Below are 18,541 nucleotides of genomic sequence, written 5' to 3' on the forward strand. Positions count from 1 at the left end.
AATTAAGCCTTAAAATAATTCGAATTGTTGTGAATCATTGCCCAAATCGATACCTTCTATTTGTAATAGTTTGGCTTTAATATCAAGTCCTCCGGCATAGCCAGTCAGTTTTCCATTTTTACCAATTACTCGGTGGCATGGAATGATTATTGGAATCGGGTTTTTTGAGTTGGCCATTCCAATTGCTCTGCATGCATTAGGTTTTTCAATGGCATTGGCTATGTCCTGGTACGATCTTATTTCGCCAAAAGGAATTTCTTCCAATTGTTTCCAAATTTGTTTTTGAAAAACCGTTCCATCTGGATCCAATTGTAATTCAAATTGGACTAGATTACTATTGAAATAGGCAAGGAGTTGTTCTTTTGCCTGTGAAAGTTTCTCCGTACTTTGTTCCCAAGTGCTTGAAATTTCGAAAGCTTTGAATTGATCTTCAAAAAGAATCTTTTTCAAACCTTTATCGCTTGCCAAAAGTAACAGGTCTCCTATTGGAGTGTTGATGATATCGAAATAGAGCATATGCTTTAATCTATGAATTTAAGATTCAGCCAATAAACCTTTAATTACTACTGATGAAATAAAACAACCAAACAATGGAGGCATATAAGAGATAGTTCCTACATTTGATTTTTTGTTTCTACTTTCATCCAGAATTACTGCATCTTTGGAGACATCTTCAGGAGAGAACACTACTTGTACTCCTTTATATACGCCTAGTTTATGAAGGCGTTTTCTTAGCATGCGTGCCAATTTGCAATTGTAGGATTTGGAAATGTCGGCAATTTGAATCTTACTTGGATCTGTTTTACCGCCAGCACCCATTGCACTTACAATTTTTAAATTGTATTGCAGACTATGGTAGATCAAGAAAATTTTTGGAGCCAGTGTATCAATGGCATCAACTACATAATCGTATTCCTCTTCCTTTAATACTTCAATCATTCTTTCATCTTTAAGATATTCATTAAGAATCCTTAAGTCCAAATTAGGATTGATATCTAAAAGACGAGCTCCCATTACCTCTGCTTTGTCTTTGTTCACATTTGAGCTTGTTGCTGGTAATTGTCTGTTAATATTAGATGTGTCAATGGTATCTCCATCAACAATTGTCATTTTTCCTACTCCTGCACGACAAATCTGCTCTGCTGCATATGCTCCAACTCCGCCTAATCCAACTACAAGAACATGTGAATTCTTTAACTTTTCTAGTTTTTCACTTCCCAATAGCAGATTCGTTCTGCTCAACCACTCTTCACTCATATTTTTAAAAACACTTTAGGTAATTTAATAGAATTTGTTCTTTTAAAACGTCAATCTCAATTCCTTTAATTTCTGCTGCTTTTTGATAAATTTTTCTAATATCAATTTGTTTATCATCAGTTTCAAGAAATATTTTATCCAAAGGGATATCACGAAAAACGGTTTGAAGTTTTTCGTTTCTTAACAAGTTTTCTCCAAATGAAAGGAAAAATCCAAACTTTAATAAATCTTTTGCCAATTGTAAGCTTTTGTTATAGCCATGAAAAACCCATGCAGTGCCAGTGTCGTTTTCTTGTTTAATCCTAAGCAGTTCTTCCTGAGATTTAACGCAGTGAATGATTACAGGTTTTTGTGTTAATTTGGCCAGTTGAACTTGGGCAGTAAAAAACTTCTCTTGAATCGAGAAATTAGTACCAATCAATTTATCAAGGCCAATTTCACCAATGGCAATACTACTTTTATCAGCAGAAAAATCTTTTAAATGATTATCTATGGAATCGATCTCTAATTTCTCAATGTCCCAAGGATGAATTCCAATTGAATAGGCTTGATTCCTATCCAATTCATTTTTGTTTTCACTGATACTCCTATTCACAATAGAAAGTATTTCTGGATCAGAATCCGCTTGATGAGTATGAATATCTATGTAAGGAATTGATGTCATATTGATGATTTAATAAACGCAAAAATAAGAATATTGCATGGTAAGCCAAAGGGAAGAGAAAATGTGGTAAATAAAAATTTTAAATAAGCATTTAATTATTTGAATGTTGCAATTACTTCTGCTTGCGATTCGTCAAAAATGTATGAAAAAATCACTGAAACCCTTGTTTAATGGTAGATTCTTGCTTACTTTGCAAGTAGAAACAGAACGTTCTTTACATACAAGATAAACGCATTCCGCATTAATTAGCGATTGTTAAACTCAACAGTTATCACATACCGAGAAAGCAACATGCTTGCAAAAGCAGGCCCCAACCTTCGGGTTGCTTCGGCACAGGGGAAACTTGACCAAGCAGGCACTCAAATCCTGTCGTACAGGAGTTTAAAATCCCATTAATTAATGCGGTTTTTTTATGCTTTTTTTCTAAAAGTTTTGAATAGTGGAAAGGTAGAAAAGTGGTGAAAATTAATGGACAATACAATGATTCACTGATGCATCGTTTTAATTCCACATTCACAAAATAACACTCCCTATAGCTATCGGGACACGAAAACTTTCATTTCTGTTGGTGATTCGTATTCCATCATGAAAGTTTTTATGGTTTTTCTATAAAGAACTGCTTTCCACCTGTTTTAATTTATAGCTGGTGCCTTTTTCTTCAAAATTGGGTTCCAATACTTCCCAACAGATTAATTTTACAAGAATTCGTTCTGCTTTATATCTGCTTATTTTTGCCAGTCTGCAGAATTTATTCAAACTAATGCTTTCATTAATTTTTAGGTGATCAAGCAGTAAACTTTCAGTTTCGGTATATTCCAGGTAAGTTCCGGTAGGTTTGGATTTTCGTTTCCAAACTTCCAGAAGTATTCTGTTTGCTAGCTTATTTTCATCATCTTTTCGTACGTATGCCAACCATTTTCCATTTTCATTTTGTGCAGAATGGGGCATATCATCTGATGGTTCTATTGTAATTTCAAGTACATTTTTACCATGTATGGTCCAAACCTTACTTTCGAATTCGATTTTAGGTTTGGAATACATTTCTGCTGCTGCTTGTATCATATGAAATTCTTCATCAACAATGGTTCCAGCAATTTTCCCATTGTCTTTAACACCAATAAGCAGTCTGCCACCATCGGTATTGGCAAAAGCCGATAATGATTTGGCAATTTTTCGTGAATCGGTTATGCAAAATTTGAAATCTTGCTGTTGGTGTTCACCTTCACGAATTAGTTTTTCTATATAGTGAACCATAATCAAAAAACTTTAACGGTTCGTAATATCAGTTATTTCAATTCGAAGATTATCCGAAAATAATCTTCATTTCGCAACGCTGACAGTTGAATTCCAACTTGTAGCGATTTTTATTATCTACCAAAAACAATGCCTGATTTTTCTTTTTTTCAGTCTTCGTTATCTTTTGGCACATTCCAAATTCATGACGCAAACAATGTTTTGTTGTCATGATGGTTTTACCTGCATGATTTTTTTGTAGCTCGAATCCCTTTTCGATTTTTTCTACACCGCATTTATGATAGAACTCCTCGGCCTTGCAATTCACCACATTTCCCATATAGCTCAATTCTTTTGCAGGATATTGTGGATGAGCAATCAATGGTCGGTTTTCTTCTTGTTTTGCAGCTTCTATTCTAATTTCTGTCAATTGCTCCAGGCACTGTCTTCGCAGATCATTTAATTTCTTGGCCTGGATAAAAGGAACCTTATCAAAGTTGATTTCGATATTGTTGATTTGAAAGATGGAATCACCACTTTTTTGAAGTTGCTTTTTGATGTTACTCAAAGCCAACTCCTCATTTTTCGCACTTTCAAACACTTCCTGAATTTGAATGTTGGCTGAGATTTCATCTTCATCTATGGCAGTAAGATTTACACAGTCATCGAAAATATCCAAGTAGAACTCAACTCCAATTTTTCTAATGGAATTGTCCTTTTTCAGAAGCTTCGCAAACTCATGATCGTTGTTACGAAACAAGCTAACTCCTCTTTGAAGCATGCTCATGTCATTGGGGAAAATCTTGTTGCCTTGAACGCCATTTACCTGAAATCCTTTTAGAAGCTTATTCTTGTTAAAGAAACAAAGTCCATCGCCATTGTGCAGTTTAAATTTACTATCAACAACAATGTGATCCTTTTTCACTTCCCGAATTTTCCCAATTTCTTTACCCATTGATTTTGGCGTATGGAAATTGGCAATTTCAGGAATTCTGCCTGTAAAAAAGTAAGATGTATACCCACGATTAAAGGTAACATCAGGATCTGGTTTAAAACCAGGCTTTATTGTTCCCGATGAAGCTTTCTCGTATTCTCTTTTCTTATTGAAAATTTTATCCAAAGATTGACGGTAGTAACTTGTTATATTTTTAAGATAGGAACTATCCTTTAACCTTCCTTCAATCTTCAAAGAACAAACTCCGGCATCTATAATTTCACGTAAATGATCGGACAAATTCAAATCCTTTAGAGATAGAAGGTGTTTATCTTTGGCGATTACCTTTCCTTCATCATCAACCAAATCGTACTTCATACGACAAGCCTGGCTGCATTCTCCACGATTTGCTGAACGTCCGCCAATGGCATGAGAGAAATAGCATTGTCCACTTAGTGAGACACATAAGGCGCCATGAACAAAATATTCCAGTTCTACTGTTGTATGCTTTCTGATATTTTTAATCTCTTCGAGGGACAATTCTCTTGCAAGAATAATTCTTTTGAATCCCACTTTCTCTAAAAATTGAATTCTTTCTAAATCGTAGTTATGCGTTTGGGTACTGGCATGCAATTCGATAGGAGGCAAATCCATTTCCAGTATTCCCATATCCTGAACAATTAAAGCATCAGCACCCATTTCATACAATTTATGAATTAGCTTTTCAGCTTCGTTTAATTCATGATCGTATAATATGGTATTCATGGTAATAAATACTTTAGCCCAGTATTTATGAGCATATTGTATTAGTTTACCAATATCTTCCAAAGTATTTCCTGCAGCAGAGCGTGCTCCAAACTTGGGTGCTCCAATATATACGGCGTCGGCTCCATAATTTATGGCTGCTATACCTGTTTCCAGATTTTTAGCAGGAGCCAATAGTTCAATTTTCTTCATGCTTATTGCTAATTTCAAACAAAGATACCAAGCAATGTTGAAAGCGCTTAGCAATCTTCAATCATATTTTAAATTGGTTAAAAAAAATCTTTATTATCAATTCATTTTAAGATTTTTTAATGAAGCTAATTTTTTGGTTCTTGTTCTTATTTATATCTTGTATAAATAAAAATAGTAAAAGAATATGACTAAAAATACATTGCTAAGCAATTTCTCTATAGGAGATTTACAGCTAAAAAATAGAATGGTTATGGCTCCAATGACCAGAAATAGGGCAGGAGAGGGTAATGTTCCAACAGAATTGATGGCTGAGTATTACCGCCAACGATCTGGGGCAGGCCTAATCATTACGGAAGCAAGCCAGATTTCGCCTCAAGGAATTGGATATCCAGCAACACCTGGAATACACTCCAAAGAACAAGTGGAAGGGTGGAAATTGGTTACTAATGCTATTCACGAAAAAGAAGGAAAAGTGTTTATTCAGTTGTGGCATGTGGGGCGGATTTCTCATTCGGATTTTCACATGGGACAATTGCCAGTAGCTCCATCGGCCATAAAAGCGGCAGGACAAGCTTTTACCTATGAAGGGTTAAAAGATTTTGAAACGCCAAGAGCTCTTGAACTGGAGGAAATCAAATCGATTGTTACAGATTATAAGCTTGCAGCAAAGAACGCTAAAGAGGCTGGTTTTGATGGAATTGAAATTCATGCCGCCAATGGCTATTTAATTGATCAGTTTCTGACTGATAAAACCAACCATAGAGATGATGAATATGGTGGAAGTGTAGAAAATCGCGCTCGTTTTTTATTTGAAGTAATGGATGCTGTTTGTGAGGTTTGGCCAGGTAATCGAGTAGGAGTTAGGCTATCGCCAAGTGGTTTATTTAATGATATGGGTGATTCTGATCCGATTGGCTTGTTTGCATACGTAATTGAGAAATTGAATGCTTACAAGCTGGCATATTTGCACCTGATTGAGCCATTGATGCCAATTGATGAACATCCAAATTTGGTTCAGGATGTAGCTTCTGAATTTGGCAAATTGTATCATGGCGTTAGAATGGTAAATGGTGGATTTACAAAAGACAGTGGCAATAAGGCTATCGAGAGGAATATTGCTGAATTGGTTTCTTTTGGAGTTCAATATTTGGCAAATCCAGATCTGGAAAAGAGATTTGAATTGGATGCAGAATTAAATTTTCCAAATCAGGATACTTTTTATGGCGGAAATGAAGTGGGGTATACTGATTATCCAGCTATGAAATAATTAAAAGTGGCAATTCCATTAGAATTGCCGCTTTATTTTATACCATTTATAAAAAATAGAGAGCTATTTTAAGCTCTCGAATATTTTAGGTATAATGCCGATATATAATTTGTTAGGCATTAGAAGTGAAGCGCACTAATGGCTTATACGAATTAATAATCGGTATTACTCATTTATCCCGATAGAATATTCTGCTGTGAACTTCTTTCCCGGTTCTAATTGCTGCAACAACTCTTTGCTTGAAAACTCTCGATTGGTATTAGCACCATCAGCAATTCCAATCCAAGGCTCTATACATACATATGGAGCATGTGGCTTTGCCCAAAGTCCCAAATATGGAAAATCATCAAAGCGCACTTTCAATTCAAAATTGGATTTTTTGCACTTTAAGCTTACTGCTGAAGATTTTAAGTTTTTCAGGATTAAGGCATCGTTGGCAAAAATCTCCGGATGAAGATTAATTGTGTTTGAATTGTTTAATACTTGTTTGCCTTCAGATCCAATTAAACCACCGTCGGCCAAATTCCAAGTGTTTAAAGTCTCGTTTTGCTCAAACTCCAAATAATAATCGTTGTACTCTTCACCATCTTTTAATTGACAATTAAAGGCTGGATGGCCACCCAGATTGAACAACATTTCATTATTTCCGGTATTGGTAATCTCATGAACGACATTCAATTTGTTTGATTCAAGAATGAAGTGAATCTTGAACTCAAATTCAAAAGGATAAACTTTTCGTGTATGCTCATTCGAAGATAGAATGAAAGTCAGGTGGTCTTGGCTTTGTTCAAATAATTTTACATCTGTATTGTTGCGAATAAAACCATGTTTGGGCATGGCATATTCTTTTCCTTCATGAATAAATGCATTTTCTTTTAGGCATCCGATAATAGGAAATAAGTTGGGAGCGTGGCTTCCCCAAATATCAGGATTGGCTTGCCAAATGTATTCAGTTCCATTTTCAATGGATTGTATGCTGCATAATTCAGCACCTTTTTCAAGAACGCTTACTTTTAGTTGATCATTTTGTATTGTATATCTCATTTTCTTCTTTTTGATACATAAAAAAAGCTGCTAGTAAAACTAGCAGCATATATTATAAATTGAAAGAAATTTTTAAATCATTTCAATGTTTTCTTTCTTCAGCCAACCTTCGTTTCCATCGCTCAACTGTATGTTTCTCCAATCTCCCAATTGATCGATTACTTTTACTTTGGTTCCTTCGTGTAAAAGAAACAGCTCGGTACCGCTTACATCTGGCGAACCTTTAATGGTAACACTTGGGCTAAAAATAATTGCTGATTCTCGCTTTGTAATTTCATCGGTTCTGGTTGATGCAAAAGAATAACTAACAATGCTTAGTACTAAACTGATTCCTGCGAAAAAGAAACCTAACTTTTTTAAACCAACCTTGTTGCTGTACAAGTAGAAACATGCAAACAGCAAACACAAAAAGAACAATCCGATGGAAAGGTAGGACCATAAATCTGCCGAGAAGGCATTTCTGATTCCTGAAAACCATCGTTTAATGAATAATTCTGGTAATACTTCCAGCTTGTCTAAAACATGAGCCTGAGCCATTTTTAAATTGTACTCCACATCTTTGTCTTGAGGAGCAAGAAGTTTGGCTCTTTCGTAGTTTAAGATTGCTGAAGCGATTTGTCCTGTCTTGTAATATGAATTGGCAAGATTAAAGTAAATCTCAGCAGCTTCTATATGGGTTTCCAATACAAACTCGTATGATTTAATTGCCTTTTCGTATTCTCCTTTTTGGTAAAAATCGTTTGCTTCACGAATAGGAGTATCTTGCGCCTGAGCAGCAGATACAAAAAGTAAAGCAATAAGGATATATAATAATTTCTTCATTTCTATTCGATTTTACTAGATGCTCTTTTCTAATTTGGTAATTGTCTCCATTGTTTTCTTGTACAATTCATCCATTTCAGATGATCCTGAAGAAGGAGCGTAGCGTGCAAACTCACAAGTATCCAAAATATTCAGGAAGTCTTGAACCAGTTCTTCTTCTACATTTTTTCCTTGTAGAATGTCTGTAATGTTTTCCTTGTTCAAATCAGCCAAGGGTAGGTTCAACTTATCGGAAGTATAACCCCAAAGAGCTTTTAATATTTCATCGTAGAATTCTTCTTTTTTCTGCGCTTTTAAACTTGCCGAAGCTGTTTTTAATCGCTTCATGGCAACGCGGTTGGCACGTTTGTTTTTAACACGAGCAAGGTCTGCATTCTCTTTAATTCGTTTTCTGTTGAAAACAAAAGCAAGGATAAATACCACAAATGGAATCAAGTAGGCAAGATAGAAATTGGTGGTACCAAAGAATACCTGACCTTTCAATCTTGGTGTAAAATCGTTGGTTTTGATAAAACGAATGTCTTTGCCAATAAACTTCACATCTTCTTTCGAGAACGAGCTGATGACCGCACTGCTTGCATCGCCACTACCTTTTCCAACTTTAATATTGAATTTTGGAGTTGATCGGGTACGGTAAATACCAGCTTTTGGATCAAAGAAACTAAAGTCAACCGGTGGAATTTCATAATCACCGGCATGACGAGGTATGATCAAATATTCAAAGGTAGTTGAACCTGTCATTCCTTTAGCAGTGCTCTTGATATCTTGTTTGGTAGTTGGATCGTAAACCTCAAAATCTGCAGGGAAGTCAAATTCCGGTGGATTAATCAGTTTTAAGTTTCCATTCCCCGAGATTTTAACTTTTAAAGAGATCGCCTCATTTGCTTTAAGAGAGTCTTTATCAACATTTGCTGACATTCTAAAGCTACCTACAGCTCCATTAAAGCTTGCTGGTTTGTTGGCAGGAAACTCTTTCACACGAATGGTAACAGGTTTACTTTTTCTTGGCACTCGAATGTCTTGATAGTTATCGAAGAAATCATCAAAGAATCCTCTGTTACCACTTGATCTGCGTTGACGAATGATACATTCCAATTCAAACGGATCAATGGTAATTTTCCCGGTATGCTGAGGGAATAGAATCAATTTACGGATTACACCGGTATTGTAAATGGTACCATTCACATTTTCTCTTTGCAGAGAAATTTGTCCTGGCGTTGGAATTTCCTGGCTCAAAAATCCGTTGAACGAAGGAAATTTTGAATCACCAAATCCTGCAATGTTTAAGCGAGTGTAAACTTTAATGGTAGCAACAATATGCTCGCCCATGTACACACTTTTTTGATCAACATCAACCTTTACAAACAAATTGGCTTGGGTAATTTTATTGGCCGATGCCTGTGCAGGCTGACTTCCTTGATTGTTTTGCGGTTTTTCATTGGCTTTAACAACTTCTATACTTACTGAATTGGAGCTGAACTCATAGCCTTTAACCTTTATTTTGGCTGGGTTTACTGTGTACTTACCTTCTTTTTCAGCCAGTAATACATATGTGTAGGTATAGGTAGTTGACGAACTCCATTTCCCATTGATGTACTGAGAGCTGGAATTGCGAGAGGTAGAAGGTCCCATCAAAACTCTAAAGCCTGATAAGGAAGGCAACTGAATATCTTTGGCTTTTTCGTTTACCGTATAAACCAATCGAAATTGTTCGCCCACTTCAACCACACGAGGTCCTGCTGCTGTAAATTTAACTTCTTCTGCAAACGAGGCAGAAGTAATGAATAATGTTGCTAATAGTAAGAAAAATATTTTCTTCATCCGTAATGTTCTGTTTTTCAGATGTGTTCTTTTTGTTTTTTCCTGATAAAAAATCTCGTACAAATGTACTTAATAATCATCAGTATTTTTAGTTTGATCAAGTTTAAATAAAGTAACAAGTATCAAGACGGGAGGTACAACTTTTAACTTTAAGTACTTAAGTCACTCATAAGTATTTAAGTACTGCAAACTACCAATCCTTTTTAATTTTGGTTTTTTTCGCTTTCATAGCTTTGGCTTTGGCCTTTTGAACTTTTTCCTGAACTTTCTTCTCGTCGTTCTCCAAAGCTTCTAGCAAGCGTTTAGCATCTTCTTTCGAGATTTTTGGTTGTTGCTGCTGTTGCTTATCCTTATCTCCTTTGTCTTGCTTGTCCTTATTTTGTTGATCTTTATTTTTTTCCTGATCTTTTTTGTCTTGATCTTTCTTATCCTGGTCCTTCTTATCTTGATCCTTCTTGTCCTGGTTTTTTTTATCCTGATCTTTCTGATCCTTATTTTGATCTTTGTTCTGATCTTGTTTTTTCTGCTCCTCTTCCTCTTCCTGTTTCTTTTTCATTTGGCGAGCATATTCCAGGTTGTATTTGGTTTCCTGGGAATTTGGATTGTAACGCAAGGACTGCTTGTAAGCTTCTATACTTTCATCAATCTTTTTACTTTCCAAAAGTGTGTTTCCCATATTGTGAAACAAGTGACCAAGCTTTTCAGGATTCTTTTCGTTAACAGCCAAAGTTTGGAACTGTTTTAAAGCTTCCTCGTACTTTTTTTGCTTGTACAATGCATCACCCAGGTTGAATCCTGCTTCGTAAGAATTGATTTTCTTATCCAAAGCTTTACGGTATTCCACTTCCGAATTCTCAAATTTTTCTCCCTCGAAAAGTTCATTCCCCGAGCGAATAAACTTTCTTTCCTTTTGGGCTACTGCCTCCATGCTTAGAAGACAAATCAAGCTAATGAATATCAATAATATTTTTTTCATAAGTGAGGATTTGTATCGTTCTACTTCGATGGATTAAATAAATTAATGTCTTTTAAATGACGGTTCTTACGTTCCAAAACAAGGAATTCAATGAATAAAAGCAACAAACCGATTGCCAGGAATATCTGAAACTTTTCATCGTAAGCAGTATATACTCTGGCTTCCAATTCTGTTTTATCCATTTTATTGATTTCTTTAAATAGAACGTTTAAACCCGTGGTTGTGTTGTTGGCAATTACTGCTTTTCCACCTCCGGCGGTTGCAATTTCCTCCACCATTTGCTGATCCAGTTTAGAAATCACAATGTTGCCTTCGTCATCTCGCCTGAAATCACTGGAACCAGCTCTTACAGGAATAGGTGCCCCTTCGGGCGATCCCATGGCAATGGTATGAACTGCAATTCCCATTTCCTTAGCCATATTAGCTGCCTGTACTGCATCATCTTCGTGGTTTTCACCATCGGTAATTACAATAATGGCTTTGCTGGCTTCGCTATCTGGTGTAAAACTTCTTGTTGCCAATTCGATGGCAGAACCAATGGCGGTTCCCTGTATAGGAACAATATCGGTACTAATGGAAGACAAGAACAGTTTTGCCGAAGCATAATCCGTTGTAATTGGCAATTGAGTATAGGCTTCGCCTGCAAAAACAATCAGTCCAACTTTATCGTTGTTTAGCTTGTCAACCATTTTCGAAATGGCACGTTTGGCACGTTCCAAACGGTTTGGCTGAATGTCTTGTGCCATCATCGAGTTGGAAACATCCAATGCAATGATTACCTCAACACCTTTTCTTTTTATCTTCTGAAGCTTTGATCCAAATTGTGGACCTGCTACACCAATAATGATAAAGCTTAAAGCCAAAATCAAAATTGAAAATTTATATACAGGTCTGGTGAATGAAGCATAAGGCATCAAATGAGAGATGATGTTCATCTCACCAAATTTTTGCAAAGCTTTTTTCTTAATTACATGGCTTACCCAGTACAACACTACTAATATTGGTATGAGTACGAATAAGTATAGAAATTCAGGATGATCGAAACGAAACTGATCCATTTATCAATGATTTTCGGTTTATCAAATAATTACAATTAAGGAATATTCCTTAAAATTGAATTGCGTAATGCAATCTCCAATAGCAAAAACAATGCGGCAAGCATCGCAAAGATTAAGAACTCTTCACTTTTGGTGCTGTATTGTTTTACTTCAATTTTACTTTTCTCAAGCTTGTCAATTTCAGCATAAATTGCCTTTAGCTTGTTGTTGTCTGTTGCACGGAAATATTGTCCGCCAGTCATTTCTGCAATCTCTTTCAGTACAGATTCATCAAACTTAACCGGCAAGTTTTTCATGCTGATACCAAAAGCCGTTTGTACAGGGTAGGGAGCCGTTCCTCTGGTTCCAATCCCAATGGTGTACACACGAATGCCAAATGATTTTGCCAGCTCTGCAGCGGTTAAAGGTGCAATTTCACCTCGGTTGTTATCACCATCGGTAAGTAGAATTACCACCCTCGATTTTGCTTCACTGTCTTTCAATCGGTTCACGGCATTTGCCAAACCCAAACCAATGGCGGTACCATCTTCAATCATACCACTGTGGATATCCTTGAACAGATTAATCAATACAGCATGGTCGGTAGTTAGCGGACATTGCGTAAAACTTTCCCCACTAAAGATTACCAAACCAATTTTGTCCTCAGGGCGACCTGTAATAAATTGTGTTGCTACATCTTTGGCAGCTTCCAAACGGTCTGGCTCAAAATCGCGAGCCAACATACTACTCGAGATATCCAAAGACATTACAATGTCGATCCCTTCGGTAATGGTATCCTGAAATTTGTTGCTTGACTGCGGACGAGCCAGTGCTATAACGATAAATGCTATTGCCAAAACACGAAACAGAATTAGCGCATGGCGCAAATAGTATTTGTAGGTTTTGGGAGCAGCATTAAAACTTTTTACAGTTGAAACCTGAATACTTGCATGTGCATTTTTGTCCTTCAGAATGTACCAAACGATAATTGGTGCCAGAAGCAACAAAAGGTAGAAATATTCCGGATTTGCAAATTCTATAGAACTCATAGTCTATTGTTTCAATGTTTACTTTTTATCCTCAGATTTTTCTTCTTGTTTCGATTCTTCCTCTTTTTTCTCTTCTTCCTTTTCTACCAAAATGGTTGATTCAATAATTTGGTAGGCATATTTCAAACTTTGTTCGTTTTCGTTAGGAAGAGGTTGAAATTTCGCGAATTTGGCCAAATCGGCACGTTCAAGAACCTCTCTAAGATTCACATGCCATTTGTTGTTCACTTCAACCGAGTTTACTGCCTCAAGAATTTCATCGGTAGTAGACTCTTGAGTAGACATGTTGTATCTTTCATCAAGGTAAGTTCTAATGGTATCCGTTAAATCTGAGTGGAACTGTTTTACTTTTCCTCCTTGCCATAATTTCTGCTGTTTGATCTCATCCAATTTCTTTAGCGCAATAACATGAGCTGGTTCAATTGGTTTCGATACAGCAAATAAAGGCTCATCTTTCTGACGGAATCTGAAATACCAGATTAGGAATACAATCAATGCAAGTACAAGTAATCCTCCCAATAGCCATGGAGCAACTTCTACAAATGATACTGGTGTTTGAATCGGCATTACGATGTCGAAATTTCCTTTTGTAGTATCAATTTGCATGGTTTTAACGCCCAATAGCAAAGTATCGGTACGTAAAATCTGATTCACGCTGCCATAAACCTGAAATTCGAAAGGTTTTAACTTGTATACACCACCATCGAATGAGGTAATGGTGTAATTCTTGTCCACCTTAATTACACCATTTTCAAGTGCAGTTGTATCCTGAGGAGTTTGCTCAATAATTTCAACTCCATTAACAATGCTATCGGAAAAAACAGGGAAGCCAATTTTAAGCTCCTTTGGTTGCTCCACCGATAATTGCAAATTAATCTGATCTCCAATTACAATTACATTGGTATCCAGTTTTACTCCGTAATTGATTCCTCCATCGTTTTGAGCAAACGAATTGTGTGAGAATAATACTGAAGCAAGTACCAACGTAAAAGCAAAAGCCTTTGTCAGGAAGTTAATATGTTTTTTTATTTGATTTGCCATAGTTCTCAGTTTCCTGATTAATGTCCTCTGCGTTGGAATAGGTTGATCAGTGATCTTACGTAATCCTGATCGGTTCTGATATTAGCCACATCAACTCCCGAACGCTTAAAAACTTCGGTGGTATTTTCTTCTTGCTTTCGCCACCACCCGGCATATTTTTCACGAACTTTCTTGTTCGATGTATCTACCCAGGAATATTCTCCTGTTTCGGCATCTTTAATTTTAACCAAGCCAATGGAAGGAAGTTCCGTTTCGCGTTGATCGTAAATTTTAAGTGCCACCACATCATGTTTTTTGTTCGCAATGGTCAAAGCATTTTCATAATCCTTATCATCGATAAAATCTGAAATCACGAAAGTGGTACAATGCTTTTTAATGGCATTGGTAAGGTATCGCAATGCATTGCTGATATCGGTACTTCGGTGTTCAGGTTTAAAATCGATTAACTCACGAATAATTCTCAGAATATGAGTTTTTCCCTTTTTAGGAGGGATAAATTTCTCGATGGTATCCGAAAAGAAAATTACACCAATTTTATCGTTGTTCTGTATTGCAGAGAATGCCAAAACAGCGGCAATTTCGGTAATCTGGTTCTTTTTCAGCTTCGACATGGTACCAAACTCACGGCTACCACTCACATCAATCATCAACATTACGGTAAGCTCACGTTCTTCTTCGAACAGCTTAACGTATGGATTGTTGTAGCGCGCAGTAACATTCCAGTCGATGTTTCGGATATCGTCACCATACTGATATTCGCGAACTTCGGCGAAAGTCATTCCTCGACCTTTAAACGCAGAGTGATACTCACCCGCAAAAATATTGCGGGAAAGACCTCTGGTTTTGATCTCGATTTGCCTTACGCGTTTTAATAATTCACTAGTCTCCATAGTTTAATTAAGAATGAATAATTATTAATTAACAATTACTAATTGATAATTGCTTGCTATGGTACTTCAACAGTATTTAGAATTTCGCTAATGATATTTTCGCTGGTAATATTGTTTGCTTCTGCTTCGTAAGTCAAGCCAATTCTGTGACGCAATACATCGTGAGCCACTGCACGAATATCTTCAGGAATTACATATCCTCTGCGCTTGATGAATGCATAAGCTTTTGCTGCAGATGCCAAAGAGATACTTGCACGAGGCGATCCACCAAATGCGATCATTTCTTTGTATTTTTCCAATCCGTAATCAGCAGGGAAACGGGTCGCGAAAATGATATCAACAATGTATTTTTCAATCTTTTCATCCATGTAAACATCCTTAACCACATCGCGTGCTTTAATGATATCTTCTGGTTTTAAGATTTGTGATGCTTTAGGAAATGCTTTCAAAAGATTCTGACGCATGATTAACTGCTCTTCCTCTTTTTTAGGATAGTTAATCACCACCTTAAGCATGAAACGGTCAACCTGTGCTTCAGGAAGCGGGTAGGTACCTTCTTGCTCAATCGGGTTCTGAGTTGCCATTACCAAGAATGGTTCTTCCAGTTTATAAGTAGTGTCGCCAATGGTAATCTGACGTTCCTGCATAGCCTCCAGTAAAGCAGCCTGTACTTTTGCAGGAGCACGGTTGATCTCATCGGCAAGTATGAAGTTGGCAAAGATAGGTCCTTTTTTCACCACGAACTCCTCTTTCTTCTGGCTGTAAATCATTGTACCCAATAAATCGGCAGGCAAAAGGTCTGGAGTAAACTGAATACGGCTAAAGTCCGCATCAATAGTAGTTGAAAGTGTATTAATGGCAAGTGTTTTTGCCAAACCTGGAACCCCTTCCAATAGGATATGACCATTGGAAAGCATACCAATTAAAAGGCTTTCAACAAGGTGTTTCTGTCCAACAATAACTTTGTTCATCTCCATAGAAATCATATCCACAAAAGAACTTTCTCTTTGGATACGCTCATTTAGCTCTTTGATATCAACTGTTTGGATCATAGAAATATTTATTTGTTTACTTAAATTTTGACATAAAATGTTCCGGATTCCCGAAAAACCTCTACAAAGATAAATTTTTGATGATTTTATAAAAGTTTAATGCAGTTAAAAAGTGTTAACGTTTTGAAAGCTTCAGGATACACGCGGAAAGTTTCATAAGTCAAATCCAAAAAATCAAATTCCAAAAAACAAACTTCAAAACTCATGGAAAAAAGGTGAATAGTGTTTTTGGGTAGAGACGGGATTAATCCCGTCTGTGCGGATCAAATAATAGAAGTAGAGCCAAGGCAATGCTTTGGCTTTAACAATTAATTCTATTTTTAGTTGTTGTAAAGACAGCATTAATATAGTTGAAAACCACCTCACCCCAACCCTCTCCTAGAGGAGAGAGATAGAGAGAGTTAAGAACAAGAGATTGTTCACTGCAAATTTTACTTTCCTCTAACTTTTCAACCATTCTACCTTTCTACTATTTCAGAATTCAACCGTTCGACATTTCGACTCTTTGACTTTTATTCTTTTTACTATTTTTGTCCCAGATTAAAGAAAAACTCTACGATTTGAACAAACGATATTTTATCAGATTAAGCTATAAAGGCACAAATTATCATGGATGGCAGATACAACCCAATGCAATTACAGTGCAGGAGGTTTTAAATAAGGCATTATCTACCATCTTAAATTGCGAAATCAATGTGGTGGGCTGCGGTAGAACCGATACAGGGGTTCATGCCAGCGATTTTTATGCACATTTCGATGTGGATGAGCAAGTGACTTTTGATTGCGACAAGCTGACTTTTCGTTTGAATCGTTTTTTACCTCATGATATTGCCATTAAGCAAACTTTTCAGGTGAGGGAAGAGGCACACACACGCTTTGATGCTACGGCAAGAACCTATCATTACTTTATCACCAAAGAGAAGAATCCTTTTCGATTGGAATCGCATTGGAAGGTAGCTTACGAATTGGATGTGCAAAAAATGAACGAGGCGGCTAAAATTCTGTTCGAATTCGAAGATTTTACCAGCTTTAGCAAGCTGCACACCGATGTGAAAACCAACAATTGCAAAATCTACCAGGCAGAGTGGAAGGATAATGGCGATGAGTTGGTGTTTACCGTTAAGGCCGATCGTTTCCTTCGCAATATGGTTCGTGCCATTGTGGGTACCTTGGTTGAGGTGGGCCGAGGCAAAATGAATCTGGACGATTTCCGCCAGGTAATCGAAAGCAAGAACCGATCAAATGCTGGTTCATCGGTTCCAGGTCATGGCTTGTTTTTGGCTACAATTGATTATCCTGATACCATTAGAGATTTGTAGTTGCAAAAGAAAACTTGCAGGTCATTCTTCTCAAATGAGAATAACTTAATGGTCAGGAACATTTTATTGAATGTGAAGTAATCCTGACTGATCGATCAAATAGGTGAAAAACAGAGATAGTAAGAATGCAATAATTGGAGCGATGATCCACATGATAAAAAAACGATCGACTTCAGTTTTTTTGAATATGTTACGAAAGCCTAGTTTGGCAACTCCAATGCCGATTATTGCTCCCACGTTAAGCTGAACCAACGAGGTGGGTATTCCTTTTATTAAGGATGCACCCAGAAGAAGGCTGGCCGAAATGAATGCAATAATTACAGCTTCTATTTTGCCAAAAAGAACAATTTGCTTTCCTGTGTTTTGAACAATTTTATCTCCAAATATGGAACTGCCAATACTAAAGCTTGGTGCTACAATTAGTGTAGCAAGTATTAACACCTGTAAATATTGATTTTTTGCAACATTAAGCTCGATACACGCCATGGATGAAAGGGGACCTGCTGCATTTGCCACATTATTTGTTCCTATGGAAAATGCAACATACATCGACATTGCAAGGATCAAACCTTTTAAAATATAGCTGTTATTTATTTTTTTGGAGATGGTATAACCCCGTTTTCGAATGGGCCTGTAGATGTATTTCCCGGCCATGTATGCAAGGATAAAAGAGAGCAGTGGCATAACAAACCATGTTGGAATAATTTCATACAATAGTTTGTCTGAATTTAAGGAATCGAAATACAAAGCAGGTGCGGTAACCGCCATAACGGTTGCCTGACTGGTAGATTGTGGGATTCCAAATAGATTTGCTATAAGCAATGAAAAAGCTACAGAGAGCAAAATAATGGATACAATTGAAAAGCTCATCAGTTCAGGACTAAGTAAGCCTTTTCCAATGGTTTTAGCCGTTTCTTTGCCTCCTGTAATTGCACCAAGAAATACCATTAAGCCAAATAAACCGGGAATTAAATTCTTTTTGATGACATTAGATCCGTAGGCAGCCGAAAATGCTGGAGCAGTACCACTTCCTCCCATGGTAATGGATAAAAAAATTGCAATGACAAATGGTATTAAAAATGGAATTAACATAGATTGAATATTTTGATTTTATAGAAAACAAAAATATCATCCGCTAATTCCGAAAGGAACAGTTCTAAAACGTAATGTTGTAGGTG

The 18,541-nt window shown here is 36.7% G+C and carries 17 protein-coding genes; 2 read left to right on the forward strand and 15 right to left on the reverse strand.

Translation table 11 applies throughout. The features are described from left to right. Window positions 1-9: 9 nt before the first annotated feature. From BXY64_RS07750 to BXY64_RS07770, 5 genes are all read right to left on the reverse strand, one after another. Entirely contained in the window at window positions 10-516 is a 507-nt protein-coding gene (locus tag BXY64_RS07750) for a methylated-DNA--[protein]-cysteine S-methyltransferase (RefSeq protein ID WP_120239316.1), read from the reverse strand. Between the two features lie 18 nt (window positions 517-534). Further along, window positions 535-1,257, reverse strand: coding sequence for a tRNA threonylcarbamoyladenosine dehydratase (locus BXY64_RS07755; protein ID WP_120239317.1), 723 nt, complete (start codon window positions 1,255-1,257; stop codon window positions 535-537). Between the two features lie 4 nt (window positions 1,258-1,261). Beyond that, a complete protein-coding gene (locus BXY64_RS07760) occupies window positions 1,262-1,921 on the reverse strand; it encodes a TatD family hydrolase (protein ID WP_120239318.1) in 660 nt (219 codons plus the stop codon). Window positions 1,922-2,527: 606 nt separating this feature from the next. Continuing rightward, a complete protein-coding gene (locus BXY64_RS07765; RefSeq protein ID WP_120239319.1) occupies window positions 2,528-3,175 on the reverse strand; it encodes an AlbA family DNA-binding domain-containing protein in 648 nt (215 codons plus the stop codon). A 49-nt stretch (window positions 3,176-3,224) separates the two neighbouring features. Continuing rightward, on the reverse strand, window positions 3,225-5,045 hold the full coding sequence (locus BXY64_RS07770) for a peptidase U32 family protein (RefSeq protein ID WP_120239320.1): 1,821 nt from the start codon (window positions 5,043-5,045) through the stop codon (window positions 3,225-3,227). A 184-nt stretch (window positions 5,046-5,229) separates the two neighbouring features. On the opposite strand from BXY64_RS07770, the gene BXY64_RS07775 reads away from it, so the two are divergent. Then, window positions 5,230-6,312, forward strand: coding sequence for an alkene reductase (locus tag BXY64_RS07775; protein WP_120239321.1), 1,083 nt, complete (start codon window positions 5,230-5,232; stop codon window positions 6,310-6,312). Window positions 6,313-6,477: 165 nt separating this feature from the next. Here the strand turns inward: BXY64_RS07775 and BXY64_RS07780 are convergent, their stop codons facing one another. The 9 genes from BXY64_RS07780 to BXY64_RS07820 form a co-directional block, all read right to left on the reverse strand. Next, window positions 6,478-7,356 carry an aldose 1-epimerase family protein gene (locus BXY64_RS07780; RefSeq protein ID WP_120239322.1) on the reverse strand — a complete coding sequence of 293 codons (879 nt, stop codon included), beginning with the start codon at window positions 7,354-7,356 and terminating at the stop codon, window positions 6,478-6,480. Between the two features lie 72 nt (window positions 7,357-7,428). Beyond that, complete coding sequence (locus BXY64_RS07785; RefSeq protein WP_120239323.1) at window positions 7,429-8,178, reverse strand: tetratricopeptide repeat protein; 750 nt, start codon at window positions 8,176-8,178, stop codon at window positions 7,429-7,431. A 15-nt stretch (window positions 8,179-8,193) separates the two neighbouring features. Further along, window positions 8,194-9,999 (reverse strand): BatD family protein, encoded by a 1,806-nt coding sequence (locus BXY64_RS07790; RefSeq protein ID WP_120239324.1) that lies wholly within the window; start codon window positions 9,997-9,999, stop codon window positions 8,194-8,196. A gap of 190 nt (window positions 10,000-10,189) precedes the next feature. After that, window positions 10,190-10,975, reverse strand: a complete 786-nt coding sequence (locus BXY64_RS07795; RefSeq protein WP_120239325.1) for a tetratricopeptide repeat protein — start codon at window positions 10,973-10,975, stop codon at window positions 10,190-10,192. Between the two features lie 20 nt (window positions 10,976-10,995). Beyond that, window positions 10,996-12,033 carry a VWA domain-containing protein gene (locus BXY64_RS07800; RefSeq protein WP_120239326.1) on the reverse strand — a complete coding sequence of 346 codons (1,038 nt, stop codon included), beginning with the start codon at window positions 12,031-12,033 and terminating at the stop codon, window positions 10,996-10,998. Window positions 12,034-12,068: 35 nt separating this feature from the next. After that, window positions 12,069-13,061, reverse strand: coding sequence for a vWA domain-containing protein (locus BXY64_RS07805; protein ID WP_211334430.1), 993 nt, complete (start codon window positions 13,059-13,061; stop codon window positions 12,069-12,071). An 18-nt stretch (window positions 13,062-13,079) separates the two neighbouring features. Next, on the reverse strand, window positions 13,080-14,102 hold the full coding sequence (locus BXY64_RS07810) for a hypothetical protein (RefSeq protein ID WP_120239327.1): 1,023 nt from the start codon (window positions 14,100-14,102) through the stop codon (window positions 13,080-13,082). A gap of 17 nt (window positions 14,103-14,119) precedes the next feature. Next, window positions 14,120-14,992 carry a DUF58 domain-containing protein gene (locus tag BXY64_RS07815; RefSeq protein WP_120239328.1) on the reverse strand — a complete coding sequence of 291 codons (873 nt, stop codon included), beginning with the start codon at window positions 14,990-14,992 and terminating at the stop codon, window positions 14,120-14,122. 56 nt (window positions 14,993-15,048) lie between these two features. Beyond that, complete coding sequence (locus BXY64_RS07820; protein WP_120239329.1) at window positions 15,049-16,044, reverse strand: AAA family ATPase; 996 nt, start codon at window positions 16,042-16,044, stop codon at window positions 15,049-15,051. Window positions 16,045-16,604: 560 nt separating this feature from the next. On the opposite strand from BXY64_RS07820, the gene truA reads away from it, so the two are divergent. Then, window positions 16,605-17,363 carry a tRNA pseudouridine(38-40) synthase TruA gene (gene truA / locus BXY64_RS07825; protein WP_211334431.1) on the forward strand — a complete coding sequence of 253 codons (759 nt, stop codon included), beginning with the start codon at window positions 16,605-16,607 and terminating at the stop codon, window positions 17,361-17,363. Window positions 17,364-17,426: 63 nt separating this feature from the next. On the opposite strand, the gene BXY64_RS07830 is transcribed toward truA, so the two are convergent. Next, the gene (locus BXY64_RS07830; protein ID WP_120239330.1) at window positions 17,427-18,455 is read right to left on the reverse strand and encodes an inorganic phosphate transporter; all 1,029 of its coding nucleotides are present in this window, start codon (window positions 18,453-18,455) and stop codon (window positions 17,427-17,429) included. Window positions 18,456-18,541: the final 86 nt, after the last annotated feature.

Source organism: Marinifilum flexuosum (genome assembly GCF_003610555.1).
In the GTDB taxonomy this organism is placed as follows: Bacteria; Bacteroidota; Bacteroidia; order Bacteroidales; family Marinifilaceae; genus Marinifilum; species Marinifilum flexuosum.